Source organism: Rhodococcus sp. Leaf233 (assembly GCF_001426165.1).
In the GTDB taxonomy this organism is placed as follows: Bacteria; Actinomycetota; Actinomycetes; order Mycobacteriales; family Mycobacteriaceae; genus Rhodococcoides; species Rhodococcoides fascians.
In genome coordinates this window covers 823,594-848,303 of record NZ_LMRO01000001.1, presented here as the reverse complement: position 1 = coordinate 848,303, position 24,710 = coordinate 823,594, and the positions used below count along the sequence as shown (strand labels likewise).

Sequence of the window (24,710 nt, the reverse complement as noted above, 5' to 3'; positions counted from 1 at the left end):
CGCGAGCCTATCGTTGATGGGACTACCCAACCCGTTACTCGAGGTAACGTCGATGGGATGCATGTGTCCGACCGCCTCACCGACCACGTTCCCGAGAGTTGGCTCGCGCCCCTCGTCAAGCACGCCGAGGCTCTGAAGTTCCTCATCGTCGGAGCAATCACCTTCGTCGTCACCGTCGTGCTGTTCTTCGGCTTGAAGTGGACGATCCTGCAGGACAAGCCGGTGACAGCCAATGTTCTGGCTGTGCTGATAGCGACGATCGTGTCGTACGTTCTCAACCGGGAATGGTCGTTCACTGCCCGCGGCGGACGACGTCGCCATCACGAAGCAGCGCTGTTCTTCGCCGTCGCCGGGACCGGTCTGGCCATCAACCAATTGCCGCTCTGGGTGTCGAGTTACGTGCTGGATCTGCGCGCTCCCAACGTGTCTTTCATCACCGAGAACATCGCGGACTTCGTCAGTGGCTCCATTGTCGGCACCCTGCTCGCCACCGCCTTCCGGTGGTGGGCAATGCGGAAGTTCGTTTTCCCCGAGCCGGTGAACGTCGTTCAAGACGAGGTTGCCCTGACCGTTTACGGTGGACGGCATGGCGACCACTAGGACCCTCGTGCTGATGCGGCACGGCAAATCCGGCTACCCCGACGGCGTGCCCGACCACGAGCGGCCACTGGCTCCACGCGGCCAACGGGAAGCAGGACTGGCAGGAGCCTGGATCACCGAGCACGTCGGCTCCGTCGACGCCGTGTTGTGCTCGACGGCTCTGCGGACTCGCGAGACCTTGGCCGCCACCGGCCTCGGCGATGCACCCACCCGCTTCGAGCGAGACATCTACGGTGGTTCGGCCGACGAAATCATCGACGAAATCAAACTGGCGGACACCTACTTCGACGACGTGACTGTCTCGACACTGTTGGTCGTCGGACACGAGCCCGGAATTCCGTGGACGGCACTCGAACTGGCCGTCGACGACGACACCGACGTGGCCCGCGAAGTGCGACACCGCTTTCCCACCTCGGCGATCGCTGTGCTGACCACCGAATGCAGCTGGGCCGAGCTGGCAGCAAGTACCGCCACGATCACCGAATTCTGCATCCCCCGCGCCGATTCCGACGGCGCGTAGACCCGACTAACGGTTCCGGAGATACAGGTAGCCGGCACCGCCTGCGGCGATCAGAAGAATCAGCGCGGCGGGAAACCCGAGAAGCCACCACACCACCGCGAGCACCACCAATGCAGGTGCGGCGGCAATCAATGCAATACCGGGATTCTCGCGAACCGTTTCCAGCGCGGACTGTGCATGGACTCTGTCGATCTTCTTGCCTGCCATCGTCGACTCCCTTTTCGTGTCCCGTATGCGTAATTTCCACACTAGCGCGGCCTACTACGACTTTCGGTGGACCGCCGCGTCGTACGTCGGTAGGAATCACCAGCTACGACGCCTCGGCAGGGTGTCGCATCAGAGTCGACTCGCGTGAGATCGGCCCATGGACAATCCAATTCTGCTCACCATCGCCGTCTGCGAAGTCGGGTTCTGGGTGCTGGTCCTCGGCGGCCTGTGCGTGCGCTACCTGGCTCGGATGCGGCGAGCCAGCACCGTCGTGCTGGCTCTGCTTCCGATCCTCGACCTCGTCCTCGTCGCTGCCGTCGCCGTCGACTTGCATCGCGGCGGGGAGGTCGAGTTCGCTCACCGTCTCGCCGGTATCTACCTCGGTTGGACCCTCGTGTTCGCACACTCCACTGTGGCCTGGCTGGACGTGCGCTTCGCCCACCGGTTTGCGGGAGGACCGGCACCGTCCACGCCACCCAAGACCGGACCGCAGGCCTACCGCAACGAGATCCGAGGATTCGTGAAATGGCTGTGCGCTGCGGCAATAGCACTGGCTATCACCTACGTGCTGGCGGCCACCGTGGCAGACTCGGATCAGGCAGCAGCGTTGAAAACAGTGGTGCAACCGCTCGGCGTCATCACGTTCTTCTGGTTCGTCACCGGACCGCTGTGGGTGCTGGGAACCAAGAGCCCTGGGCGCTCGAAAGATACTGCAGTAGTCTCGAAAGACACTGCAGGAGAACGGAGTCGACGCTGATGATGGGCAGGTCCCGGATACCGAACACGTTCCGCCCTTCCTGGCGGCCCCGTAATCCGGTGGTCCTGCCCGTCGAGATGCTGCTGGCCACCGTCGTCTACGCCGCATTCCAACTCTCGACGGGCATGGTCGGCGACACCAGAGACGAACTCGTCGAGAGCCCGGCCCTGATCACGGTAAGTGTCGTCGCAGTACTGGCGATGACAGCGGCGACCTGCGTCCGCCGGACCTACCCTGTCTTCTCGTACTCGGCTGTGGTCGCGATCAGCGTGGCACTCATCCTCGTATTACCCGAGCGCACTTTGGGTTTCACTCCCCTGTACTGGTTCGCCATCGCCGCGTTGGCAATTCGCGTGAGCGGCCCTCGACTCTTCGTTCCCCTCGGCGCAGGATTGATACTGGAGATCCTGGTCAGCGTCGATACACGCCTGTCCTTTCCCGACGCCGCAGCCGGACCTGGCGGCACCGTCGGAGTGGTGGCCGAACAGATCGCCAACCTGGCCATCAACTACACGGTGCTCATCGCGCTGGGTAAGTACATCGCACGTGGCCGGGCCCAGGAACTGGAGAGCGAGGCGGCACTGGGGCGGGCCGAATCGGCGCACCGGGAACGCCTGGAGACAGCTCTGGACAACGAGCGGCGCACCATGGCACGCGAATTGCACGACGTCGCAGCCCATCACCTCACCGGCATGCTCATCCAGGCCAAGGCTTCGAAGACTCTCATCACGAGCGACCCCGAGCAGGCACGCGAACTACTCACCGGCGCAATCGGACACGGTCAACGCACCCTCGACAGTCTCCGCCAAATTGTCGGCATCCTGCGCCCGACCGACAATGACGGCGGCGCACCACAGCCCATGATCTCCGATATCACCGACCTCGTCGAACAGTCTCGAATGTCGTTCGCCTCCATCGACTTCGAGGTCACCGGCGACGCAGCCCGAATGGACAGCGCGGTGCAGTTGACGTGCTTTCGCATCGTGCAGGAGTCACTGTCCAATGCTCGACGCCACGCGCCCGGTTGCGCCGCGCGGGTCCAGGTCAGCACTGGAGCAACGAATGTCGAGGTGACCGTTTCCAACACGATTGCCTCCCCCACCTCCGGTCATGACGATTCCTCGGGTCAGGGATTCGGCATTCCCGGCATGCGGGAGCGAGCAGCCCTGTTCGGCGGGACGCTGAAGGCCGGGCCGAATGAGCTCGCCGACGGCAGAGGCTGGGTGGTGCGCGCGCAACTACTGGTCGACGGCAAGATCTCTCGCCCCGACGGGGTACCGGCATGATCAGAGTACTGATCGTCGATGATCAACCCGTGGTTCGGCAAGGATTCGAGCTGTTCCTGGCCGGCAATTCCACCATCGAGGTCGTCGGACACGCCTCGTCGGGACGTCATGCCGTGCAACAGGTCTCGGCGCTGCAGCCCGACGTCGTACTGATGGACATTCGGATGCCGAACGGCGACGGACTCACCGCGACACGGGAAATCCTGGCGCGATTCGACGATGTTCGCATCATCGTCGTCACCACCTTCGATCTCGACGAGTACGTGTTCGCCGCACTCGACAGCGGTGCATCCGGATTTCTGCTCAAAGACGCAGATCCGGACGAGCTCATCGACGCCGTGACGACCGTCGCCGCCGGCGGAGCGGCCCTGTCGCCGCGCGTCACCCCGCGGTTGATGGCGGAGTTCGCGCGACGCGGGGCACCACAGCGATCGGCGAGAAGCACTGCCCCACAACACGATCTGAGCCTCCGGGAGATGGAGGTGGTGCAATTGCTCGCGACAGGGCTGGGCAACAGCGAGATCGCCCGATCACTGCGACTCGAGCAGAGTACGGTCAAGACCCACATCGGCAACATCTGCCGCAAACTCGAGGTCAGCACCCGAGTGCACGTGGTGATCTGGGCCTACCGCAACGGTCTGGTGAGCAGCTAGCCCTATCCGAATCCTAGGCCGCCGAACGTTCCTCGTCGTCCGATGTCTCGTCGGCTAGTTCGAGCATCGACCCGGATTTGTCGGTGTACTGGAAGTGCGGTCGCTTGTCGCCGATGTACGACGTCATCCACGACACCACTGCAACGTAACGATTGCGGAAGCCCACCAGGTACATCAGGTGCACCGCGAGCCACATCAACCAAGCGATCGGTCCGGACATGTCGACCTTGCCGAACAACCGAGCCACCGCACTGAATCGGCCCACGATCGACATGCTGCCCTTGTCGACATACTTGAACGGCGTTCCCGCGTCGACCTTTCCGATGATCGTCTTGGCTACGTGGCGGCCCTGCTGCATCGCGACCGGCGACTGTCCCGGCAGCTTGTGCAGCGAGGTCACGTCGCCGATCGCGTAGATGTCCTTCGCGGTACCGACGGTGAGGTCGTCGTGCACGAGCAACCGACCGGCCCGATCGGTCTCGCACCCGGTGCGCTCGGCGATCGTCGCCGCCAGCTCACTGGCCTGAACGCCGGCCGACCAGATCACGGTCTTGGCCGGGTAGGTGCGCGAGGTCTTCGTGTCGACGTCCTGCACGGTCACGACGTCGTCGGCGATATCGGTCACCATGGCACCGGTGACGACGTCGACGCCCGACTTCTCGAGCTTGGTGCGGGCATAGGCACTGAGCTTGCCGCCGAAAGCGGGGAGTACTTCTTTCACACCGTCGACGAGGGTGACCGTGACGTCGTCGGGTCCGATATCGGGGAACGAGCCTGCGAAGTAGCGGTGCGCGAGATCCCGGATCTGGCCGGCCAGTTCGACGCCGGTCGCGCCTGCACCGACGACCACGAAGCTGAGCAGCTCCTTGCGTACGTCGAGATCGGTGGTCTGGTGCGCCTTTTCGTAGCAGCTCAGAATCTGCTCACGCAGGGCGATTGCGTCGTCGACGGTCTTGAGCGCGAAGGTACGGTCCTTGAACTCGTCTCGGCCGAAGTACGCCTGAGTGGCTCCGGTGGCGACGATCAGGCGACCGAAACCGATGGTGTGGCGTTCGCCGCCACCGACGTAGGTGACCTGATGGCTCTCGGGATCGACGTCGACCACTCGGCCCAGACGCACATCGGCCGAGTCGTACTGCGCGAGAATGCGCCGGATCGGCGGGGCGATCTCGCCCGTCGAGATCATCCCGGTTGCTGCCTGGTAGAGGAGCGGCTGGAACAGGTGCTCGGTGGTGCTGGAGATCAGAGAGAACGTCACACCGGCCTTGCCCAGAGCCTTGGCCGCGGCCAACGCTCCGAATCCCGAACCCACGATGACGACGTCGTACGTTTTCACAGCACTTCCCTTTCCGAGCACACATTTCTTGTAGATCGAAGAACTACCTCCATGAAACTCCGCCGTTCCCGCGCTATCAACGCGAAAGTTGAAATAGCATCCATGAGCAGAACTCATGAATGGAGGTCGCCGTGGAGCTGCGGCAACTGAAGTACTTCCTCGCGGTCGGGGAAGAACTCAACTTCTCCCGTGCCGCCGAGCGGTGCTACGTCTCGCAGTCGGCGATCAGTCTGCAGATCTCCAAGCTCGAACGCGAGATCGGTGAGCCGCTGTTCGAGCGCACCTCACGTACAGTCCGATTGACCGTCGTCGGAGCACAATTGGTGTCCATCGCCCGCCACATGGTGGAGCTCGAACAGGCAGCGTTGGCGCTGACGACCAGGCGTCGAAACCAACTCCGCCTCACCGGAAACATGACGTTTGCCGCGAACGCCATCTCGGCAATCGTCGCGGTACGCGAACGCCATCCCGACGCCGAGATCGACTTCGTTCTCAAACGATTCGCAGAACAGATCGAAGCGGTGACGTCGGGTGACTGCCAGGTGGCACTGATCCGCGGCAGCGTCGAACGCTCCGGTCTGCACGTCACCGAGCTGTGGACCGAGGACCTCGTCGTCGTCCTCGCAGAGGGCCATCCCCTGGCCGGGGAACCCAACCCGAGCCTGAGCCAACTCGCCGAATACCCACTGCTGCTACCCAAACGAAGCGAGCAGATCCTGTTGCACCGCGTCATCGAACGCGAGATGAAACGGAGTGGACTTCCGCTGACCTTCGGACCGCCGGTGGCGTCCGATCACACCGCGAGCGCCGAACTGCTCAACCACCCGCAATGCTGGTCGATCCTCTACGCCAGCACGGCCGAGAGCACACCAAAAACCGGCCTCGTTTTTCGCACCGAGGCCGACCGTCGGCTGCGACTACCGGTCTCGGCAGTGGTCGACGCGACCGTGCCGGCCACCGACATTCAACGCGATCTGGTTGCCGCGCTGGCCGATACGGCACCGGCCCAGCCGACAGCTCCGGTTCAGCCCACAGCTCCGGTTCAAGAAACAGCGGCGGAGAGCTGAGCGAAAGCGGCGTCCGCGGCGAACAGTTCGGCCCGGTCGAACGTCGACGTGGAGGCCATGATCTCGTCCGCTCCGGTGCGCTCGATCAGCTCGTCGAGCCGGGGCCGGACCTGCTCGGCCGTGCCGAGGATGGTTGCATCCAAGGACGATTCGATCCGATCTCGGGTGCGCGGCGTCCACCGCGTTTCGTCGATCGACGAGGCGGGTTCGAGCGCCGGAAATTCGCCCTCGCGCCGCGATCGCGCCATCGCCCATGCCTCCGGGAGTGCGAGACGGCGCGCGTCTGCCGCGTCCGCGGCGATCGTCACATCGAGCGAGACGATCACGTACGGATCCGACAGTTGCGAACTCGGCCGAAAGTGCTTGCGATACAGCGCCAGTGGGTCGTCCCCGCGCAACACCGGACCACCGACGACCACCGGCAGCCCGGCGCGGGCGGCGACCTCGAGCCCGGCACCGGTCGCGAGCACGAACATCGGCGGCGGCGCGGTTGCCGGCCGCGCAGTCACAGGACCGGACCCGTCGAGATACGACCGCAGTTCGGCGACGTCGGCCTCGAACGTATCCGGGGCGTCACGGTCTCGACGCAGGGCAGCGCGCACCGGCTCGGTGAACCCGAGCGACCGCCCGACGCCCAGGTCTACCCGACCCGGAAACAGCGACTCCAGCATCAGAAACTGCTCGGCCACGATCAGCGGTTGATGGTTCGGCAGCATCACCCCGCCGGATCCGACGCGAATGCGCGAGGTCTGCGACGCCACCGCCGCTGCGAGAACTGCAGGCGCGCCCGAAGCGATGCCGGGTACCGCATGATGCTCGGCCACCCAGAACCGGTGCAGCCCGAGCTTTTCGGCGTGCACGCCGCGTTCGACGGTGTGACGGAGCGCCGCGGCGTCGTCGACGCCTGCCCTCGTGCGGGATCGGTCGAGCAGTGATAAGAACACATCAGCTGCAACCGGCGAGGCGTCGGGCATATTTCTCGGAACGACCAGTTCATCGCGGACCGAATATGTCCGCAATGGGGCTCATCATTGCTTCATGACTCTCACCATGACGATCGAACTCATCACCGTCCCTGTCACCGACGTCGACCGCGCCAAGGAGTTCTACACCTCGATCGGGTTCGATGCCGACCACGACGCACGCCCATGGGAAGGCATTCGGTACGTCCAACTCACTCCCCCGGGATCGGCGTGCTCCATCGCCATCGGCGAGGGCATCACCGACGCCGAACCCGGTGCCGGCGCAGGCATTCTGATGGTCGTCGACAGTGCCCAGGAGGCCTACGACCACCTCACCGCTTTGGGCCTGACCGTCGAGGAGCCGAAGGACGAGGGCTGGGGAACATTCGTGTACTTCGCGGACCCCGACGGCAACAAGTGGTCGCTGCAGCAGTTGCCGGCCCAGCCCTAGCTCGGAAAGCCCTGGTTCGGTAAGAAAGCCAATCGCGCCAGGATGCCGCGGTGGTCGGAGCCGGGGACGGTCACGGCCTCGACCGACCGAACTCCCATGTCTGCCACCAGAACATGGTCGATGGCAATGACCGGCGGGTGCCAGGTGTGCGCCGGATACGTCCTGAGCATGCCGGCTCCCGTGGCCACCGCGGCGTCGACGAATCGGCCGTCCTGCAGGTCGCGGTAACGCCGGTGGTCCTGCGTGGCGTTGAAATCCCCGGCCACCACGACGGGTCCGTCGTCGGCGGGGATCTTGGCCAGCAGCTGCCGAAGCAGCCCGAGCTCACGTACCCATTCGGACGGCTCCCGCGGCCACGGCGGAACAGGATGCACCGCGAACACCAGCGGCCGACCCGGCATCTGCACCCGAGCCGACAGCAGTTCGGTCACGAAGCCGTCGTGCCGCTGCTCGTCGGCGAGAGGAAATCGGCTGTAGATGCCGGTTCCGTTGCCTCCGGGTCCGGCGCTGACGTGGGCGTGCGGTAACAGCTCGGACAGCCTGGGTCGAAGACTCGCATCTGCCTCGGGCGTCAGCTCGACGAGAGTGAGCACATCCGGCCGATGGTGTTCGATGAGCGCGATCAACGCATCCGGATCGGCCTGGCCCAGCCAGATGTTGGCGTGCAACACCGTCAGGTCCGACTCGCTCGGCCTCCGGGCGACGCGGCGGTAGCCGAGCCGGAACTGGGTCGCGACCGCCGCGGCAGAGACCGCCGATCCTGCCGTCAGCCCCCACCCACCGAAGGCCACACCAGCCAACACAGTTCCGGGGACGGCCGCGAGCATGAGGACATGTGCCAAAGCCGCAGCGACCGCCATCGGCTGCGCACGTCCGTCGACCAGGTGCGCGACGACCCCGATAACCGCCACGACGAGCAGTAATACAGCCACCGATGCCGACACCATGAGCGGAGTCTGGCAGGCAAACCTGAGGCCGAGCTGGGAGCCGTCCCGAAATACGACCGGACCGTTGGCTTTCTTGTCGCAAACACGACAGAATCGGGAGCGCTGTCCGCGAGGTGTCCGAGGGGGAAGTACTGCCGTGAATAGAAGGCAACTGTTGCGGTTGGCCGCTGCCGGAATGCTCGGTGCCGCTGCAGCCCCGGTCCTGAGTTCGACCGGACTGGCCGGATCCCCCGTCGCCGGCGCTCTGCCGATCGGAGCAGACCGCATCCGGTCGCTGGTACCCGAACTCTTCGCCGACCCTCCCCGGCCACCGGACCACTCGCCCGTCATCGTCATCGGTTCCGGCTTCGGAGCGAGCGCCGCCGCCCTACGCATGGCCCAGGCCGGCACCGCGGTGACCGTCCTCGAGCGCGGACTGCGCTGGCCGCGCGACCCCTGGCGCGAAATCTTCACGGCGGACATGACGGCCGACGGCCGCGGACTGTGGCAGCAGAACTCGTTCACCAACATCACCGGTCTCCCCGTCGGACCGGTCGATCTCTTCGGCGGTGTCCTCGACACCACCCGCTACGAGAACCTCTCGGTCTGGCGCGGCGCGGCCGTCGGCGGCGGATCCGTTGTGTACACCGGCGTCACCATCGCACCGAACAAAAAATTCTTCGACCTCTCGTTCGGCGGACGCCTGAACTACGACGAGATGGCAGCCACCTGGTATCCCAAGGCCCGTTCCATGCTCCGGCCGTCGGCGATGCCCGAGGACGTCTACAACAGCCCCAACTTCGCTCACTCACGAACCTGGAACGATCACGCCCGCCGTGCAGGCTTCCGCCCCGAAGCAGTCGACGGCAACTGGAACTGGAACGTCGTGCGCGACGAGATCGCCGGCCGCTCCCGGCCGTCCGCGACCGTCGGGGAAAGCACTTTCGGTAACTCCAACGGTGCCAAGCACGACCTGACCCAGAATTACATCCCCCAAGCCGAAGCCACCGGTAACGCGACGGTGTGCCACAGCCACCGCGTCGCAGCGATCGGCAGCGAATCCGGCGGCCGCTACCGCGTCGACATCGAACGCCTCGACCCGTTCGGCAACATCGTCGAGACCCGGACACTCACGTGCGACACCCTCGTCCTCGGGGCCGGATCCATCGGTACCACCGAACTGTTGATGCGCGCACGCACCACCGGCGCATTGTCGAACCTCAACGAATTCGTCGGCACCGGCTGGGGCACCAACGGCGACGCCTCGATGACGAGATCCCTCGGACCGATGTCTGCCGGCCCTCAGGCTGCACCCTGCGCATCCCGCATCGTCGACGACTCCGGACTGCCCCTGACCGTCGAGAACTGGTACACCCCAGGCGTTCCCGTGAACATGGGCTTCCTCGGCTCACTCGGCATGACCATCGACCCGTTGCGCGGAAACTTCGGATTCGATTCCGCCGCAAACAGATTGACCCTCAACTGGCCCAAGGGTGGCAGCCGCGACACCGTCGAAGCCCTACGCGCCGTGCAGAATCGCATGGCGCAGGCCGGCGGCACCATCGTCGCCGCCGAACCGTTCACCCGCGATGTCGACGACACCTTCACCGCGCACCCCCTGGGCGGCGCAGTACTCGGCGACGCCACCGACGATTACGGTCGCGTCAAGGGCCACCCCGGGCTCTACGTCGTCGACGGTGCCCTGATCCCGGGCAGCACCGGTGCCGCCAACCCGTCACTGACCATCACCGCACTCGCCGAACGCAACGTCGCACAGATCATCGCCGACGGGCGCTGAGCCGTCTTTCCAGAGGTTTACCCATGCACCATCCCGCCACCCGACTCGCCGAAAACCACGATCTGACAACAGCGGCCGACACACTGCGCGACGCATTTGCCGACTACCCATGGACGCGATGGGTGATCCCGGCCGAGGACTACCTGGCCACGCTGCAGGAACTCCAGCAGCTGTACCTACAACATGCGCATCGACACGGAATCGTATTGCTCACCGCCGACTACGCCGGGGTCGCTGCACTACTGCCCGCGGATGCCCCTCCACCCGGTGACGAATCCATCGCGCGGATCATCGAGTTACACGGAGATCGGATCGACCGACTGTCCTCCAGCGACGCAGCACCGGGGTCATGGACACTGGAAACGCTCGGCGTGCAACCGCATCGGCAAGGGCACGGGATCGGCGGACTACTGCTCGAGAAGGCCGTCGAGGAGGCACAGCAACGTGGTGCCTCCGGGTTGGCCTTGGACACATCGGATCTGCGCAACGTGCGCCTGTACGAGCGGGCCGGGTTCCGTGTTTCGAGCCACGCCACACCGAGTGAGGGGCCCGAGGTGTGGTCCATGATCCGAACATTCGGCACGGGATGAGCCTGCGGCACCAGGCGCTACCCCAGCTGGATCTCCGGCCGCCCCTCGGGAACGGTGACCGTCATGGCCGTGCGAACCGGCTTACCCGGCGTCGACACGGCATCGAGAACCCTTACATCCGAACGCCATTCGGTGGGTGTCAGGGTGCTGCGCAGGTAGCCGCGACGGGCATTTCCGTACTTGACGTGGGGTGAACCGTCGGCGATCGCAGCACCGGTCTTGTCGATGTCGGCACCGTCCTTGCCCGACGCGATGGACGTGGTGGCGATCTCGACTCCCTGTAACGGCGAGACCTGATCCTGGTAGTCCCGTCGCAACTCCGAGACGATCGTCCGGTGGATGTCGCCGACGATCGACGCCACGTTCTTCGTGCCACGATCCCTGGCTCCGTCGAGAATTCGATGCCGGGACGCTTCGTAGCCGCTCCACGGATCCATGCCGACCTTGCGGTCGTTGCCCTGCCCCTGCGCGAGATCGGACATGACGGTCTGGTGCGCCAGGAAGTTCCACCTCGACGGCGACGCGAATCCGTCGAGGATCCATTGTTCCTGTGCCGCACCGGTGATGGTGCGCGCCGGATCCGCCGTCTCGGTGTCCTGCGCGTGCTCACCGTCTCCATGAGCCTGATCGCTGCGGTACTGCCGGGTGTCGAGCACCGAGAAGTCCACCAGATCACCGAACGAGAACCGGCGATAGACCTTCATGTCCGGGCCGACGGGCCGCAGGTTCGCGCGCACCGGAGTATTCTCCCACCACGCCTTGAACGCATCGGCCCTGCGTAGCAGGAACTCTCGTGGATCGTCGTTGTCCTGGCTGATCTGCGAGGCCCAGTTGTTGTCCACCTCGTGGTCGTCGAACGTCGAGACGAACGGTGCCGACGCATGTGCCGCCGCCAGATCCTCGTCTGCCTTGTACAGGGCGTACCTATCGCGATAATCGGCCAGCACCATGGTTTCTCGGGCCGCCGACTCGGTGCGCGGCTCGCCCGCCCGCGCACCCTCGTTCTTGATCGCGTACTCGTAGATGTAGTCGCCCAGAAAGAACACCACATCGAGATTCGAGGCCGCCAGGTCCTGGTACGCACCGAAGTAGCCGTCCTCCCATTTCTGGCACGAAGCCCAGGCGAAATCGAGGGTGCTCAGCGGCTGCCCAAGTGCGGGTGCAGTTTTGGTGCGACCGACGGGACTCGCATGTGGGCCGACCAGGAAACGGTAGAAGTATTCGCGCGCCGGCTCGAGCCCGCGCACATCGACGTGAACGGACCAACCGTCGAATTCGGTTGCCAGCTCGATACCCTGCGCTGCGATACGACCGAACTTTTCATCGGCAGCGATCTGCCACTGGACCGGCACCACGCCGGGCGTCATGCCGCCCAGCGGGGCGAACGGATCGGTGGCGAGTCTGGTCCACAGCACCACCGAATCGGGCAACGGATCGCCGGAGGCAACACCGAGACGGAAGGGATAGTCGGGGGTGATCACCGACTGCGCACCTGCAGTCGCGGATGTCCCCGCGAGCTCGGGCGTGAAGGCCAGCGCCCCCACCAACGCACTCCACGTCAGAAACTGTCGACGTGTGGCCCCGGCCCGCAGAGAAATGTCGCGACCGATCCTGACGTCGTTACCTCGGTTCACCATTGTCCGAGACTCTCGTGCGACCGACAACTGCATTCGTCATCGATCCGACGGGCAGGTGAACTTCGTGTGTCGCCTCCGTCACTGCGGCCGCGGCAGTGTCCCGTTGGCTCGCAAGTGGTCTCGCAGACGAGTGAGAAGCGGTTCGAGAGTGGCGATGTCCTCGGGTGCGAGCCCGTCGAAGAACAATCGCCGAACCACGTCGACGTGACCCGCCGCCGATGCGTCCAGAGCGGCCCTGCCTGCCTCGGTGAGGACTGCATCCGTGGCCCGTCCGTCGGTAGTCGAGACAGCGCGATCGGTGAGCCCTCGTGCGGACATCCGCGCGAGGTGATGGGAGGCCCTGCTGCGCTCCCAGCCGATTTCGGCGGCCAGTTCGGTCACCCGGCGACGACCGTCGGGACTGTCCGCCAGTGCGACCAGCACCGAATAGTCGGCCAGGGAAAGACCGTGATCCTCGGTCAGCTGCCGGTTCATCTCGAATGTCATCTGCAGCGACAACCCCATGTAGGCGCGCCACGCCGATTCCTCGGTGGGCGTCAACCACGGAGTGCTTTCGGCATTACTGGGTGACATGTCACGTACTTTCTGCGATGCTGGGTCCGGGGCACCGAACCCCCACCACCAACCCTAGGGGCACACCATGGATCGCAGCACTCCCGCAGAGCTGGCACGCCGCAACGTCGTCGAAGTATTCAACACGAACGACGACGCGAAACGACGCGAACTCATCGAGTCCATGTATCATCCGGACGCGGTCTTCTACGACGCCGAGAACACCGCCACCGGGAGAGAGTCGGTCATCGAGGCGATTCGAGCGCTGGTCGGTCCGTCCGAGGGTCTGACGTTCGCCGTCACCACCGAGCCCACCGCCCTGGGTGACGTTGCCCGAATCTCCTGGGCACTGTCGCCGCCCGACGCCCCCGCCGTAGTCTCGGGCCAGGACTTCGTCGTCGTGAAGGACAACCTGATCACCGAGCTGTACACGTTCATCGACCAGGCATAACCGACCAGACATAGACGGCTACCCGAAGGGCTCGCCACGGCCGACGTACGCGTCAGATGAGCCGCGCCCCGGGGCCCGCCTTGCCCAGCTCGTCGCCTGGATTGAGCAGACTGCATTTGTTCAGGGAGAGACATCCGCAGCCGATGCAGCCGGTGAGTTGCTCCTGCATCCGCGCAATCGACTGCTTCCGATCCTCCAACCGCTGGTTCCATGCAACCGAAATCTTGGCCCAGTCGCGCTTGTTCGGGGTGCGCCCCGACGGTAGGGACGCAAAGACCTCAGCCACCTCGGCAAGCGGTATTCCGAACCGCACCGCCACCTGAATCAGCGAGATCCGTCGAATCGCGTGACGGGGAAACTTTCGGACGTTGCCTGCCGTCCGCTCGGCGGGAACGAGCCCGAGAGTCTCGTAGTACCGGACCGCAGACACTGCGGCACCGGTTCTGGCCGCGACCTCCCCGATAGACAACAGTTCGTCACTGATACGGATCATGCTGCCTCCCAGCCGACACGACGATTTGACCTCGAGTGCACTCGAGATCCTAACCTTCCACACCATGCACTCCCCCACCGAATCCACGACCGGAACCTGGCGACAGCTACTCGGCGCTCGCTACATCGGCACCGCAACCGTTCTCGCCGGCGGCGTCGCGCTGTACGCCACGAACGTTTACCTGACGACCAGCCTGCTTCCCACAGCCATCGACGAGATCGGCGGCCAACGCTACTACGCTTGGACTGCAACGGTTTTCCTCGTTGCGTCCGTCATCTCCTCGATGTTGGTCAGCAAAGTTCTGGCCGCCCGCGGACCTCGCGGTGCCTACCTGATCGGCCTGACGGTCTTCGCTCTCGGCACCGTCGTGTGTGCCGTCAGCCCCACTATGGAACTCTTACTGGTGGGCCGCACAATTCAGGGCGCAGGAGGTGGCCTACTGGCCGGACTCGGCTACGCAGTCATCAATGCCGCACTGCCGCAACATCTCTGGACGCGAGGTGCGGCTCTGGTCTCGGCCATGTGGGGTGTGGGAACGTTCGCCGGACCGGCCGTCGGCGGCATATTCGCGCAATTCGGAGCCTGGCGAATGGCCTTCGGTGTGCTCGTTCTCGCAGCTCTGGCCATGGCCGCCCTCGTCCCGCGAGCACTGCCCGCCCACACCGCTGATGCCACCGAACCCAGCCCCGTACCGACACTGTCGCTGACCCTGCTCACCACAGCTGCCCTGCTGGTGAGCATCGCCGGCGTGGTCTCCAACCTCGCGATCACCGCCGCAATGGTCCTAGGAGGAGTACTCCTGCTGATCGCCTTCGTGGCCGCCGACCGTCGCGCACCGCACGGCGTGCTCCCCCCGTCGACCTTCGGCGCGTCCGCACTGAAATGGATATACCTGGCCATCGTCGTCCTCGCCGTCGCGTCCACGGTGGAGACCTTCATCCCACTGTTCGGCCAACGTCTCGCTGGATTGGCACCGCTGGCCGCCGGATTCCTCGGAGCCGCACTGGCGCTCGGGTGGACCCTCGGCGAGATACCGAGCGCGTCGGCCACCGCTCCACGCGTCGTGCGACGCATCGTCATCGCCGGCCCGATCCTCGTCGCCGCCGGATTGTGCATCGTGGCAGCGTTTCTCACCGACCAGGCAGGTCCCGGTTCGATCACCACGTGGGTAGTGGGTCTGCTCGTCGCGGGCGTCGGAATCGGGATCGCGTGGCCACACTTGGCCGTCGGTGCCATGACATCGGTCGCCGAACCGGGCGAAGGCGCACGAGCCTCGGCCGCCATCAACACTGTTCAGCTGATCGCCAACGCCTTCGGAGCAGCTCTGGCGGGTGTCCTGGTGAACCTCGGAGAACCGTCGACGCTGCGATCGGCGCAGTTGCTGCTGTTCACCTTTGCGGCGCTGGCATTCATCGGTGTTGCAGCGGCGGCGCGATCGCAGCGCGCGTAGGTCGTCGGCTGCCCGGATCAGGTCTGGACGACCCAGATCGAATTGCCGTCGGGATCTCGCAAGGCGAACATCGGCGGCACGCCGTCCACCTCTTCCATGAAGTCGTCGAGATCGACGCCGCCGAGAGCGCTGAGCCGCTTGTGCTCGGCCGCGACGTCAGCTGTCTCGACACCGATGGACCCGCCACCGGGCGTACCTCCCATCGGCGGGTTGAGGGCGAGCCGCGCCGTCGAACCCGGCGGGGCCACTTCCAACCACCGGTATTCACTCTCGGGACCGAAGCGCAGATCACCGCGAATCTCGAACCCGAGAACGCGGGAGTAGAAATCGAGGGCTGCGTCCTGATCGGCGACGGTGAACATGGCCACGCCGATGTTCACGATGGTGCTGGGTGTTTGCTCGGTCATACCGGTACCGACCCGAGTGCCGCGGGAAACTCACCGCGCCCCCTCCACATAGAACAAAGCCCCGCACCGACCGAAGTCGATGCGGGGCTTTGTTGGTCACGCCCTGTCGTCGTGAGTGGAAACTCGTAGTGGGCTACGAAGTTCCGTGCACGTGCGACGGAGTCGCTCTAGCGGTATTCGTTGGAGAAACCGTAGTCGTCGAGCGGCACTGCAGCACCGGTTCCCTGGCCGAAGCCGTCCGGGCTGTAGTACTGATCGTCGTACGACGGCACCGCGTATGCCGCGGCACGCGCCTCTTCGGTCGGCTGCACCGTGATGTTCCGGTACCGGTTGATGCCGGTACCAGCCGGGATGAGCTTACCGATGATGACGTTCTCCTTGAGACCTATGAGCTTGTCCGAACGGCAGTTGATAGCCGCATCGGTGAGCACACGAGTGGTCTCCTGGAAGGACGCGGCCGAGAGCCACGAGTCGGTGGCCAGCGACGCCTTGGTGATACCCATCAGGACCGGACGTCCGGCTGCGGGCTCGCCACCCTCGGAGACGACGCGACGGTTGCTCGACTCGAATTCGCTGCGCTCGGTGAGTGAACCGGGCAGGAATTCGGTGGAGCCGCTGTCGATGATCGTCACGCGACGGAGCATCTGGCGCACGATCGTCTCGATGTGCTTGTCGTGAATCGACACACCCTGCGACCGGTACACCTCCTGGACCTCGTTGACGAGGTGGATCTGCACCTGACGGGGACCCATCACGCGCAGGACCTCGTGCGGATCGGCAGCACCTTCCATGAGCTGCTGGCCGACCTCGACGTGGTCACCGTCCGCCAGAAGGCGCTCGGTGCCGTCGTCGTGCTTGAAGACGCGCAGACGCTGACGCTTGGAGAGCTTGTCGTAGACAACCTCTTCGCCGCCGTCGTCCGGGACGATGGTGATCTTGTAGAAACGATCGCCGTCCTCGAGCTGGATGCGTCCCGACACGTCCGCGATCGGAGCCTTGCCCTTCGGCACACGTGCCTCGAACAGCTCCTGCACGCGAGGCAGACCACCGGTGATGTCATCTCCGGCGACACCACCCTGGTGGAAGGTACGCATGGTCAGCTGGGTTCCGGGCTCACCGATGGACTGTGCGGCAACGATACCGACGGCCTCACCGATGTCGACCAGCTTGCCGGTGGCCATCGAACGGCCGTAGCAGGTGGCGCAGACGCCGGTTCCGGTGGTGCAGGTCAGCACCGAGCGAACCTTGACCGACGTGATGCCCGCAGCGAGCAGCGCGTCGATGGCCGGGTCACCGAGATCGTGTCCACGAGCGACGATGACCGTGCCGTTCTCGTCGACAGCGTCGTTCGCCAAGGTGCGGGCGTACGTGCTGGTCTCGACGTGAGCGTCGCGGATCATCTTGCCGTCGGCGGTCTTCTCGGCGATCGTCGTGACGATGCCGCGCTCGGTGCCACAGTCGGTTTCCCGAACGATGACATCCTGCGAGACGTCGACCAGACGACGCGTCAGGTAGCCCGAGTCGGCGGTACGAAGCGCCGTATCGGCCAGACCCTTACGAGCACCGTGCGTGTTGATGAAGTACTCGAGGACCGTCAGGCCTTCCTTGAAGGAAGACTTGATCGGACGCGGGATGAACTCACCCTTCGGGTTCGTCACCAAGCCCTTCATGCCGGCGAGCGAGCGAACCTGAGTCATGTTTCCGGCTGCGCCGGACTTCACGATCATCGGGATCGGGTTGTCGTCGGGGAAGTGGGCCTCCATGGCCTTACCGACCTGCTCGGTCGCGTCCTGCCAGATCTTGACCAGTGCGGAGTTGCGCTCGACCTTGTCGAGTGCGCCACGCTGGTACTTCTTCTCGATCTGATCGGCCTGAGCCTCGAAGGTCTCCATGATCTGCGGCTTCTCCGGCGGCACGAGGACGTCGGAGATCGAGATGGTGACACCCGAACGCGTGGCCCAGTAGAAGCCTGCGTCCTTGAGTTTGTCGACGGTCTGCGCGACGACGATCATCGGGTAACGCTCGGCGAGATCGTTGATGATGGTCGACTGACGCTTCTTCGGCATCTGCTCGTTGACGAACGGGTAGTCCGCCGGAAGCAGCTCGTTGAAGAGCACGCGTCCCAGAGTGGTCTCCGCGGTCCATGCATCGCCGCGGTTCCAGCCCTCGGGGAACAGCTCGTTCTCGATGTCACGCGGCGGGCGCTGCGTGGTGAGACGAACCCGAATCTGCGACTGCACGGTCAGCGATCCACGATCGACGGCCATCTGAGCCTCGGCCGGGGAGGAGTACGCCCCGAACTCGGCCTGATCGGTCGATGCGTCGACGCGCTCGCCGACAGCACCGGCATCGAGACGTGTCAGGTGGTACAGACCCGTCACCATGTCCAGACGCGGCATGGCGAGCGGACGGCCCGATGCCGGCGAGAGGATGTTGTTCGACGACAGCATCAGCACGCGTGCCTCGGCCTGAGCCTCGGCGGACAGCGGGAGGTGGACAGCCATCTGGTCACCGTCGAAGTCGGCGTTGAACGCCTCACAGACGAGCGGGTGCAGCTGGATGGCCTTGCCCTCGACGAGCTGCGGCTCGAACGCCTGGATGCCCAACCGGTGCAGGGTGGGTGCACGGTTCAGCAGCACGGGGTGCTCGGCGATGACCTCTTCGAGAACGTCCCACACCTGCGGACGCTGACGCTCGACCATGCGCTTGGCCGACTTGATGTTCTGCGCGTGGTTCAGATCCACCAGACGCTTCATCACGAACGGCTTGAACAGCTCGAGTGCCATCAGCTTCGGCAGACCACACTGGTGCAGCTTGAGCTGCGGGCCGACGACGATGACCGAACGGCCCGAGTAGTCGACGCGCTTGCCGAGGAGGTTCTGACGGAATCGTCCCTGCTTGCCCTTGAGCAAGTCGGACAGCGACTTCAGCGGGCGGTTACCCGGTCCGGTGACCGGACGTCCACGACGGCCGTTGTCGAACAGGGCGTCGACCGACTCCTGCAGCATCCGCTTCTCGTTGTTGACGATGATCTCGGGAGCACCGAGATCGATCAGACGCTTGAGGCGGTTGTTGCGGTTGATGACGCGGCGGTACAGGTCGTTGAGGTCGGACGTCGCGAAACGGCCACCGTCGAGCTGCACCATCGGACGAAGCTCCGGCGGGATGACCGGGACAGCGTCGAGAACCATGCCCATCGGCGAGTTACGGCCGGCCTGGAACGCAGCGACGACCTTCAGACGCTTGAGCGCGCGCAGCTTCTTCTGACCCTTGCCACTGCGGATGGTCTCGCGAAGAGATTCCGCCTCGGCATCGATGTCGAAGGTCTGCATGAGCTTCTGGATGGACTCGGCACCCATGGCACCGGTGAAGTACTCGCCGTACCGGTCGATGAGCTCGCGGTAGATGAGCTCGTCGACGATGAGCTGCTTGGGAGCGAGCTTGGTGAACGTGGTCCAGATCTCTTCGAGACGATCGAGCTCACGCTGCGCGCGGTCACGGAGCTGACGCATCTCGCGCTCGCCGCCGTCCTTGACCTTGCGGCGCACGTCGGACTTGGCACCCTCGGCTTCGAGCTCGGCGATGTCGGCTTCGAGCTTCTGCGCACGAGCCTCGAGATCGGCGTCGCGCTGATCTGCGACGGCCTTCTTCTCGACCTCCATCTCGGCCTCGAGCGTCGAGAGCTCGTTGTGACGGAGCTCGTCGTCGACCGTGGTGATGACGTATGCAGCGAAGTAGATGATCTTCTCGAGATCCTTCGGAGCCAGGTCGAGCAGGTAGCCCAGACGCGACGGCACACCCTTGAAGTACCAGATGTGCGTGACCGGAGCGGCCAGTTCGATGTGGCCCATGCGCTCACGACGAACCTTGGCGCGAGTGACCTCGACGCCACAGCGCTCACAGATGATGCCCTTGAAGCGGACGCGCTTGTACTTGCCGCAGTAGCACTCCCAGTCCCGAGTGGGGCCGAAGATCTTCTCGCAGAAGAGGCCGTCCTTCTCGGGCTTGAGCGTGCGGTAGTTGATGGTCTCCGGCTTCTTGACCTCGCCGTAGGACCACTGACGGATGTCGTCCGCAGTGGCAAGGCCAATGCGAAGTTCATCGAAGAAGTTGACGTCGAGCACGTAACTTCCTTTCCCCGTTATGGGTGTTGTGCTGGAAGAGCAAATGAGAGAAACGCCTGCCGGATCCGCACTGGGCGGATCCGGCAGACCACAGAACTACTGAGCGAGGTCGTCGACCGTGGCAGCTTCGTTGCGGGAGAGGTTGATTCCCAGGTTGGCTGCGGCACGCTCGAGGTCTTCGTCGTCACCGTCGGCCATCGTGATGGCAGCGCCGTCCGAGGACAGCACCTCCACGTTGAGGCACAGCGACTGGAGCTCTTTGAGGAGCACCTTGAAGGACTCGGGGATACCGGGCTCGGGAATGTTCTCGCCCTTGACGATCGCCTCGTACACCTTCACGCGGCCGACAACGTCGTCCGACTTGATGGTGAGAAGCTCCTGCAGCGTGTACGCGGCACCGTAGGCCTGCATGGCCCAGCACTCCATCTCACCGAAGCGCTGTCCACCGAACTGGGCCTTACCACCGAGGGGCTGCTGCGTGATCATCGAGTACGGCCCGGTCGAACGAGCGTGGATCTTGTCGTCGACCAAGTGGTGCAGCTTGATGATGTACATGTAGCCCACCGACACCGGGTACGGGAACGGCTCGCCGGAGCGGCCGTCGAACAACGTGGCCTTTCCGTCGGATCCGACCATCTGCTCGCCGTCGCGGTTGGGGATCGTGCTCTCCAGCAGGCCGGCGAGCTGATTCTCCTTGGCACCGTCGAACACCGGGGTGGCGATGTTGCTGTCGGCCGGAGCCGCCAGCATCTCCTCGGGCAGGCGTTCGGCCCAATCGGGCTTGCTGCCGTCCGCGGCGATCTGCACGTTCCAACCGGTCTTGCCGATCCAACCCAGGTGGGTTTCGAGGACCTGACCGATGTTCATACGACGCGGAACACCGTGGGTGTTGAGGATGATGTCGATCGGGGTGCCGTCGGGCAGGAACGGCATGTCCTCCTGCGGGAGGATCTTGCCGATGACGCCCTTGTTGCCGTGACGGCCGGCGAGCTTGTCGCCGTCCTGGATCTTGCGCTTCTGAGCCACGTAGACGCGGACCAGCTCGTTGACGCCGGGAGGCAGATCGTCGTCGTCGTCGCGCGAGAAGACGCGGATGCCGATGACCTTTCCGTTCTCGCCGTGCGGAACCTTGAGCGAGGTGTCGCGAACTTCGCGAGCCTTTTCACCGAAGATGGCGCGCAGCAGGCGCTCTTCGGGGGTCAGCTCGGTCTCGCCCTTCGGCGTGACCTTTCCGACCAGCACGTCGCCGTCACGAACCTCGGCACCGATCCGGATGATGCCGCGCTCGTCGAGGTCTGCGAGGACCTCGTCGGAGACGTTCGGGATGTCGCGAGTGATCTCTTCGGCACCGAGCTTGGTGTCGCGAGCATCGATCTCGTGCTCCTCGATGTGGATCGAGGTGAGAACGTCCTCTTCCACGAGGCGCTGCGACAGGATGATCGCGTCCTCGTAGTTGTGGCCCTCCCACGGCATGATCGCCAGCAGCAGGTTCTTGCCGAGAGCCATCTCACCGTTCTCGGTGCAGGGGCCGTCGGCGAGGACCTGGCCGGACTCGACGCGCTGTCCCTCGTCCACGATCGGACGCTGGTTGGCGCAGGTGCCCTGGTTGGAACGCGCGAACTTGCGCATCCGGTAGGTCTTGCGCGATCCGTCGTCGGCCATGACCGTGACGTAGTCGGCAGAGACCTCTTCGACGACACCGGTCTTCTCGGTGATGACGACGTCACCGGCGTCGACAGCGGCACGCAGCTCCATGCCGGTACCGACGATCGGAGCCTCGCTGCGGACCAGCGGGACAGCCTGACGCTGCATGTTCGCGCCCATCAGGGCACGGTTGGCATCGTCGTGCTCGAGGAACGGAATCATCGCGGTGGCGACGGACACCATCTGACGAGGCGAGACGTCCATGTAATCGATGTCGTCGGACGAGACGAACTCGACCTCTCCACCCTTACGACGAACGAGAATCTTGTCCTCGATGAAGTGACCCGAATCGTCGACCGGGGAGTTCGCCTGCGCGAGCGTGTGGCGATCCTCCTCGTCGGCGGTCAGGTAATCGACCTCGTCGGTGACCTTGCCGTCGACGACCTTGCGGTACGGGGTCTCGATGAAGCCGAACGGGTTGACGCGTGCGTACACCGAGAGCGAACCGATCAGGCCGATGTTCGGGCCTTCCGGGGTCTCGATGGGGCACATGCGGCCGTAGTGCGAGGGGTGCACGTCGCGGACCTCGAGGCCGGCGCGCTCACGAGAGAGACCGCCGGGTCCCAGTGCCGACAGGCGACGCTTGTGCGTCAGACCCGACAGCGGGTTGTTCTGGTCCATGAACTGCGAGAGCTGGGAGGTTCCGAAGAACTCCTTGATCGCAGCGACGACGGGACGGATGTTGATCAGGGTCTGCGGCGTGATCGCCTCGACGTCCTGAGTCGTCATCCGTTCGCGCACGACGCGCTCCATGCGGGACAGGCCCACGCGGATCTGGTTCTGGATGAGCTCGCCAACGGTGCGCAGACGACGGTTGCCGAAGTGGTCGATGTCGTCGACCTCGACCGGAACCTCGACGCCGTCGGGTGCGGTCATCGAGGTCTCACCTGCGTGCAGACGCACGAGGTACTCGATGGTCGCGACGATGTCTTCCTCGGTGAGGGTCGACGCCACGATGGGCTGACCCGAGTTGAGGCCGAGCTTCTTGTTGATCTTGTAGCGACCCACGCGAGCGAGGTCGTAGCGCTTGTCCTTGAAGAACAGGTTCTCCAGCAGGGTCTGCGCCGACTCCTTGGTCGGCGGCTCGCCCGGACGCAGCTTGCGGTAGATGTCGAGGAGAGCCTCGTCGGTACCGGCGGTGTTGTCCTTCTCCAGCGTGGCCATGAGGATCTCGGAGAAGCCGAAGCGCTCCGTGATCTGCTCGGTGGACCAGCCGAGAGCCTTCAGCAGCACCGTGACGGGCTGACGACGCTTGCGGTCGATACGGACACCGACGGTGTCGCGCTTGTCGACGTCGAACTCGAGCCAAGCACCGCGGCCGGGGATGACCTTGACGCTGTGCAGGTCCTTCTCGGTGGTCTTGTCGATCGAGTGATCGAAGTAGACGCCCGGAGAACGCACCAGCTGCGAGACGACGACGCGCTCGGTGCCGTTGATGATGAAGGTGCCCTTGTCGGTCATCATCGGGAAATCACCCATGAAGACCGTCTGGCTCTTGATCTCGCCGGTGTTGTTGTTGATGAACTCGGCGGTGACGAACAGCGGAGCCGCGTACGTCATGTCCTTGTCCTTGCACTCATCGGTCGAGGCCTTGACCTCGTCGAATCGTGGGTCGGAGAAGGAGAGCGACATCGAGCCCGAGAAGTCCTCGATCGGAGAGAGCTCGGTCAGGATGTCCTCGAGTCCGCCGGAGACACCACTGTCTCCACGGGCGGCGGCACGGTCGCGCCAACTCTGCGCACCTACCAGCCACTCGAACGAGTCCGTCTGTACATCGAGGAGACCGGGTACCTCCAACGGCTCGCGAATGTTCGCGAACGAAACCCTCCTCGGGGCTCCCGGTGTTCCGACAACTGCCTTGGTCTGGCTAGAGACTGCCAAGATGCGTCCTTCCAGCACCTCACGCGGGTCGCGCCGTTCTGTCAACCGAAACGACATGGCGACCGCCGCTGTATCTGTTTGCTATATGTGGGGCGAATTTCGGCTGGTCGCAACCAGACCGAATCCCCATCACAGCGGCCCGAAAACGTGCTTTCGGGTAACAGTGATCGAGAGGTGGACAGGAGGCAGCCAGCGCAACGTCCAAAGGTACCCCAAATGTGCGCGCAGCGCAACGGGGGCATCAAAAGTAACACCCGAGGTCCGTTCTCGCACCGAGTCGAGCAAAGCGTGTCGCCACGCCGGCTCGAACAGGTGTGCGCCCGATACCGCAAGGGGGTGCTCCTGACGACAAGAGTGAACCTTGCGCCTCCCTTCGTCAAGAGGTCCGCGGGAAACCGGCGCATCGACCCGGCCCGAGGCGACCGATGTGACGACTGACACAGACGCGCTTCTGCCGGCCCTCCCGACCGACACGGAAGCTGATCAGCCCTGCAGTTCACTCCAGCTGTTCGCCTCAGCCGTTCATCCCGCCGATCGCGGCGACCCGGACGAATCGCTACCGAGGGATCTGCTGATCGACATTCGGTGGATCGGGACTCCGGCGACTGCGACCCGAGCCGAGTTGCGGACCGCGATTCCGCGATTCCGCGTGAGCTTCCAGATCTTTCGCGGCAATCACGAAAGATATTGGTGGAACACGCATTTCATTTGCAACGACAACGGTCGAGCCGTGATCGACCATGCAGACCGACCCGATCGACGCAACCCCTCGGTTGCTATGGAAATCCGGCCCGCGGTCTGATTGTATTCACTTTGTCGCAACGGGGGTCGTCGACGAGGGGGTTCGATTCGTCGACG

Annotated in this window: 22 protein-coding genes; 12 read left to right on the top strand and 10 right to left on the bottom strand. The window is 64.4% G+C overall.

The genetic code is table 11. From position 1 onward, the window contains the following. Window positions 1–57: 57 nt before the first annotated feature. Both ASH04_RS04195 and ASH04_RS04190 read left to right on the top strand, forming a co-directional pair. Window positions 58–600, top strand: a complete 543-nt coding sequence (locus ASH04_RS04195) for a GtrA family protein (protein ID WP_057472786.1) — start codon at window positions 58–60, stop codon at window positions 598–600. Further along, the gene (locus tag ASH04_RS04190) at window positions 587–1,120 is read left to right on the top strand and encodes a SixA phosphatase family protein (RefSeq protein ID WP_032390682.1); all 534 of its coding nucleotides are present in this window, start codon (window positions 587–589) and stop codon (window positions 1,118–1,120) included. The genes ASH04_RS04195 and ASH04_RS04190 overlap by 14 nt, the downstream gene beginning before the upstream one ends. A 6-nt stretch (window positions 1,121–1,126) precedes the next feature. Here ASH04_RS04190 and ASH04_RS04185 read toward each other — a convergent pair whose 3' ends face one another. Then, window positions 1,127–1,327, bottom strand: coding sequence for a membrane protein (locus ASH04_RS04185; protein ID WP_027498199.1), 201 nt, complete (start codon window positions 1,325–1,327; stop codon window positions 1,127–1,129). A gap of 157 nt (window positions 1,328–1,484) precedes the next feature. Between ASH04_RS04185 and ASH04_RS04180 the strand changes: the two genes are divergently transcribed. The 3 genes from ASH04_RS04180 to ASH04_RS04170 are packed head-to-tail and all read left to right on the top strand — an operon-like array spanning window position 1,485 to window position 4,023. After that, window positions 1,485–2,084, top strand: coding sequence for a hypothetical protein (locus ASH04_RS04180; protein WP_235579919.1), 600 nt, complete (start codon window positions 1,485–1,487; stop codon window positions 2,082–2,084). Then, window positions 2,084–3,370 (top strand): sensor histidine kinase, encoded by a 1,287-nt coding sequence (locus ASH04_RS04175; protein ID WP_082519153.1) that lies wholly within the window; start codon window positions 2,084–2,086, stop codon window positions 3,368–3,370. The genes ASH04_RS04180 and ASH04_RS04175 overlap by 1 nt, the downstream gene beginning before the upstream one ends. After that, window positions 3,367–4,023, top strand: a complete 657-nt coding sequence (locus tag ASH04_RS04170; RefSeq protein WP_057472784.1) for a response regulator transcription factor — start codon at window positions 3,367–3,369, stop codon at window positions 4,021–4,023. The genes ASH04_RS04175 and ASH04_RS04170 overlap by 4 nt, the downstream gene beginning before the upstream one ends. A gap of 13 nt (window positions 4,024–4,036) precedes the next feature. Here the strand turns inward: ASH04_RS04170 and ASH04_RS04165 are convergent, their stop codons facing one another. Further along, complete coding sequence (locus ASH04_RS04165) at window positions 4,037–5,359, bottom strand: NAD(P)/FAD-dependent oxidoreductase (protein WP_057472937.1); 1,323 nt, start codon at window positions 5,357–5,359, stop codon at window positions 4,037–4,039. A gap of 131 nt (window positions 5,360–5,490) precedes the next feature. On the opposite strand from ASH04_RS04165, the gene ASH04_RS04160 reads away from it, so the two are divergent. Next, complete coding sequence (locus ASH04_RS04160) at window positions 5,491–6,426, top strand: LysR substrate-binding domain-containing protein (protein ID WP_032365455.1); 936 nt, start codon at window positions 5,491–5,493, stop codon at window positions 6,424–6,426. Here ASH04_RS04160 and ASH04_RS04155 read toward each other — a convergent pair. Beyond that, window positions 6,402–7,370 (bottom strand): MsnO8 family LLM class oxidoreductase, encoded by a 969-nt coding sequence (locus tag ASH04_RS04155; protein WP_200937282.1) that lies wholly within the window; start codon window positions 7,368–7,370, stop codon window positions 6,402–6,404. The two genes, ASH04_RS04160 and ASH04_RS04155, sit on opposite strands and share 25 nt — an antisense overlap. 94 nt (window positions 7,371–7,464) lie before the next feature. Between ASH04_RS04155 and ASH04_RS04150 the strand changes: the two genes are divergently transcribed. Next, window positions 7,465–7,839, top strand: a complete 375-nt coding sequence (locus tag ASH04_RS04150; RefSeq protein WP_057472782.1) for a VOC family protein — start codon at window positions 7,465–7,467, stop codon at window positions 7,837–7,839. Here ASH04_RS04150 and ASH04_RS04145 read toward each other — a convergent pair. Then, complete coding sequence (locus tag ASH04_RS04145; RefSeq protein WP_057472781.1) at window positions 7,836–8,786, bottom strand: endonuclease/exonuclease/phosphatase family protein; 951 nt, start codon at window positions 8,784–8,786, stop codon at window positions 7,836–7,838. The two genes, ASH04_RS04150 and ASH04_RS04145, sit on opposite strands and share 4 nt — an antisense overlap. Window positions 8,787–8,922: 136 nt before the next feature. Between ASH04_RS04145 and ASH04_RS04140 the strand changes: the two genes are divergently transcribed. Both ASH04_RS04140 and ASH04_RS04135 read left to right on the top strand, forming a co-directional pair. Further along, the gene (locus ASH04_RS04140) at window positions 8,923–10,563 is read left to right on the top strand and encodes a GMC oxidoreductase (RefSeq protein ID WP_057472780.1); all 1,641 of its coding nucleotides are present in this window, start codon (window positions 8,923–8,925) and stop codon (window positions 10,561–10,563) included. Window positions 10,564–10,586: 23 nt separating this feature from the next. After that, entirely contained in the window at window positions 10,587–11,153 is a 567-nt protein-coding gene (locus ASH04_RS04135; RefSeq protein ID WP_027498206.1) for a GNAT family N-acetyltransferase, read from the top strand. A gap of 17 nt (window positions 11,154–11,170) precedes the next feature. Here ASH04_RS04135 and ASH04_RS04130 read toward each other — a convergent pair whose 3' ends face one another. Together ASH04_RS04130 and ASH04_RS04125 are read right to left on the bottom strand one after the other, a co-directional pair. Next, complete coding sequence (locus tag ASH04_RS04130) at window positions 11,171–12,790, bottom strand: alkaline phosphatase D family protein (protein WP_057472936.1); 1,620 nt, start codon at window positions 12,788–12,790, stop codon at window positions 11,171–11,173. Between the two features lie 78 nt (window positions 12,791–12,868). Continuing rightward, window positions 12,869–13,363, bottom strand: coding sequence for a MarR family winged helix-turn-helix transcriptional regulator (locus ASH04_RS04125; RefSeq protein ID WP_057472779.1), 495 nt, complete (start codon window positions 13,361–13,363; stop codon window positions 12,869–12,871). A gap of 67 nt (window positions 13,364–13,430) precedes the next feature. On the opposite strand from ASH04_RS04125, the gene ASH04_RS04120 reads away from it, so the two are divergent. Next, window positions 13,431–13,793: a nuclear transport factor 2 family protein gene (locus ASH04_RS04120; RefSeq protein WP_057472778.1), complete on the top strand. Its 363-nt coding sequence runs from the start codon at window positions 13,431–13,433 to the stop codon at window positions 13,791–13,793. Window positions 13,794–13,845: 52 nt separating this feature from the next. Here the strand turns inward: ASH04_RS04120 and soxR are convergent, their stop codons facing one another. Then, entirely contained in the window at window positions 13,846–14,283 is a 438-nt protein-coding gene (gene soxR / locus ASH04_RS04115) for a redox-sensitive transcriptional activator SoxR (protein ID WP_174557295.1), read from the bottom strand. A 67-nt stretch (window positions 14,284–14,350) separates the two neighbouring features. Here soxR and ASH04_RS04110 point away from each other — a divergent pair, with 67 nt between their 5' ends. Beyond that, a complete protein-coding gene (locus ASH04_RS04110) occupies window positions 14,351–15,736 on the top strand; it encodes an MFS transporter (protein WP_057472935.1) in 1,386 nt (461 codons plus the stop codon). 17 nt (window positions 15,737–15,753) lie between these two features. Here ASH04_RS04110 and ASH04_RS04105 read toward each other — a convergent pair whose 3' ends face one another. The 3 genes from ASH04_RS04105 to rpoB all read right to left on the bottom strand — a co-directional run bounded on the left by ASH04_RS04105 (window position 15,754) and on the right by rpoB (window position 23,870). Further along, the gene (locus ASH04_RS04105; RefSeq protein WP_045840689.1) at window positions 15,754–16,143 is read right to left on the bottom strand and encodes a VOC family protein; all 390 of its coding nucleotides are present in this window, start codon (window positions 16,141–16,143) and stop codon (window positions 15,754–15,756) included. 167 nt (window positions 16,144–16,310) lie between these two features. Further along, a complete protein-coding gene (locus tag ASH04_RS04100; protein WP_027498213.1) occupies window positions 16,311–20,267 on the bottom strand; it encodes a DNA-directed RNA polymerase subunit beta' in 3,957 nt (1,318 codons plus the stop codon). 96 nt (window positions 20,268–20,363) lie between these two features. Next, a complete protein-coding gene (gene rpoB, locus ASH04_RS04095) occupies window positions 20,364–23,870 on the bottom strand; it encodes a DNA-directed RNA polymerase subunit beta (RefSeq protein ID WP_032365281.1) in 3,507 nt (1,168 codons plus the stop codon). A 409-nt stretch (window positions 23,871–24,279) separates the two neighbouring features. Here rpoB and ASH04_RS04090 point away from each other — a divergent pair, with 409 nt between their 5' ends. Beyond that, a complete protein-coding gene (locus ASH04_RS04090; protein WP_057472777.1) occupies window positions 24,280–24,654 on the top strand; it encodes a hypothetical protein in 375 nt (124 codons plus the stop codon). Window positions 24,655–24,710: the final 56 nt, after the last annotated feature.

Coding starts and splice junctions, on each gene's coding strand:
- ASH04_RS04150 (WP_057472782.1), top strand. CDS start 7,465: ATGACTCTCACCATGACGATCGAACTCATCACCGTCCCTGTCACCGAC.
- ASH04_RS04125 (WP_057472779.1), bottom strand. CDS start 13,363: ATGTCACCCAGTAATGCCGAAAGCACTCCGTGGTTGACGCCCACCGAG.
- ASH04_RS04180 (WP_235579919.1), top strand. CDS start 1,485: ATGGACAATCCAATTCTGCTCACCATCGCCGTCTGCGAAGTCGGGTTC.
- ASH04_RS04130 (WP_057472936.1), bottom strand. CDS start 12,790: ATGGTGAACCGAGGTAACGACGTCAGGATCGGTCGCGACATTTCTCTG.
- ASH04_RS04190 (WP_032390682.1), top strand. CDS start 587: ATGGCGACCACTAGGACCCTCGTGCTGATGCGGCACGGCAAATCCGGC.
- ASH04_RS04170 (WP_057472784.1), top strand. CDS start 3,367: ATGATCAGAGTACTGATCGTCGATGATCAACCCGTGGTTCGGCAAGGA.
- ASH04_RS04145 (WP_057472781.1), bottom strand. CDS start 8,786: ATGGTGTCGGCATCGGTGGCTGTATTACTGCTCGTCGTGGCGGTTATC.
- ASH04_RS04120 (WP_057472778.1), top strand. CDS start 13,431: ATGGATCGCAGCACTCCCGCAGAGCTGGCACGCCGCAACGTCGTCGAA.
- ASH04_RS04105 (WP_045840689.1), bottom strand. CDS start 16,143: ATGACCGAGCAAACACCCAGCACCATCGTGAACATCGGCGTGGCCATG.
- ASH04_RS04110 (WP_057472935.1), top strand. CDS start 14,351: ATGCACTCCCCCACCGAATCCACGACCGGAACCTGGCGACAGCTACTC.
- ASH04_RS04195 (WP_057472786.1), top strand. CDS start 58: ATGCATGTGTCCGACCGCCTCACCGACCACGTTCCCGAGAGTTGGCTC.
- ASH04_RS04185 (WP_027498199.1), bottom strand. CDS start 1,327: ATGGCAGGCAAGAAGATCGACAGAGTCCATGCACAGTCCGCGCTGGAA.
- ASH04_RS04135 (WP_027498206.1), top strand. CDS start 10,587: ATGCACCATCCCGCCACCCGACTCGCCGAAAACCACGATCTGACAACA.
- ASH04_RS04175 (WP_082519153.1), top strand. CDS start 2,084: ATGATGGGCAGGTCCCGGATACCGAACACGTTCCGCCCTTCCTGGCGG.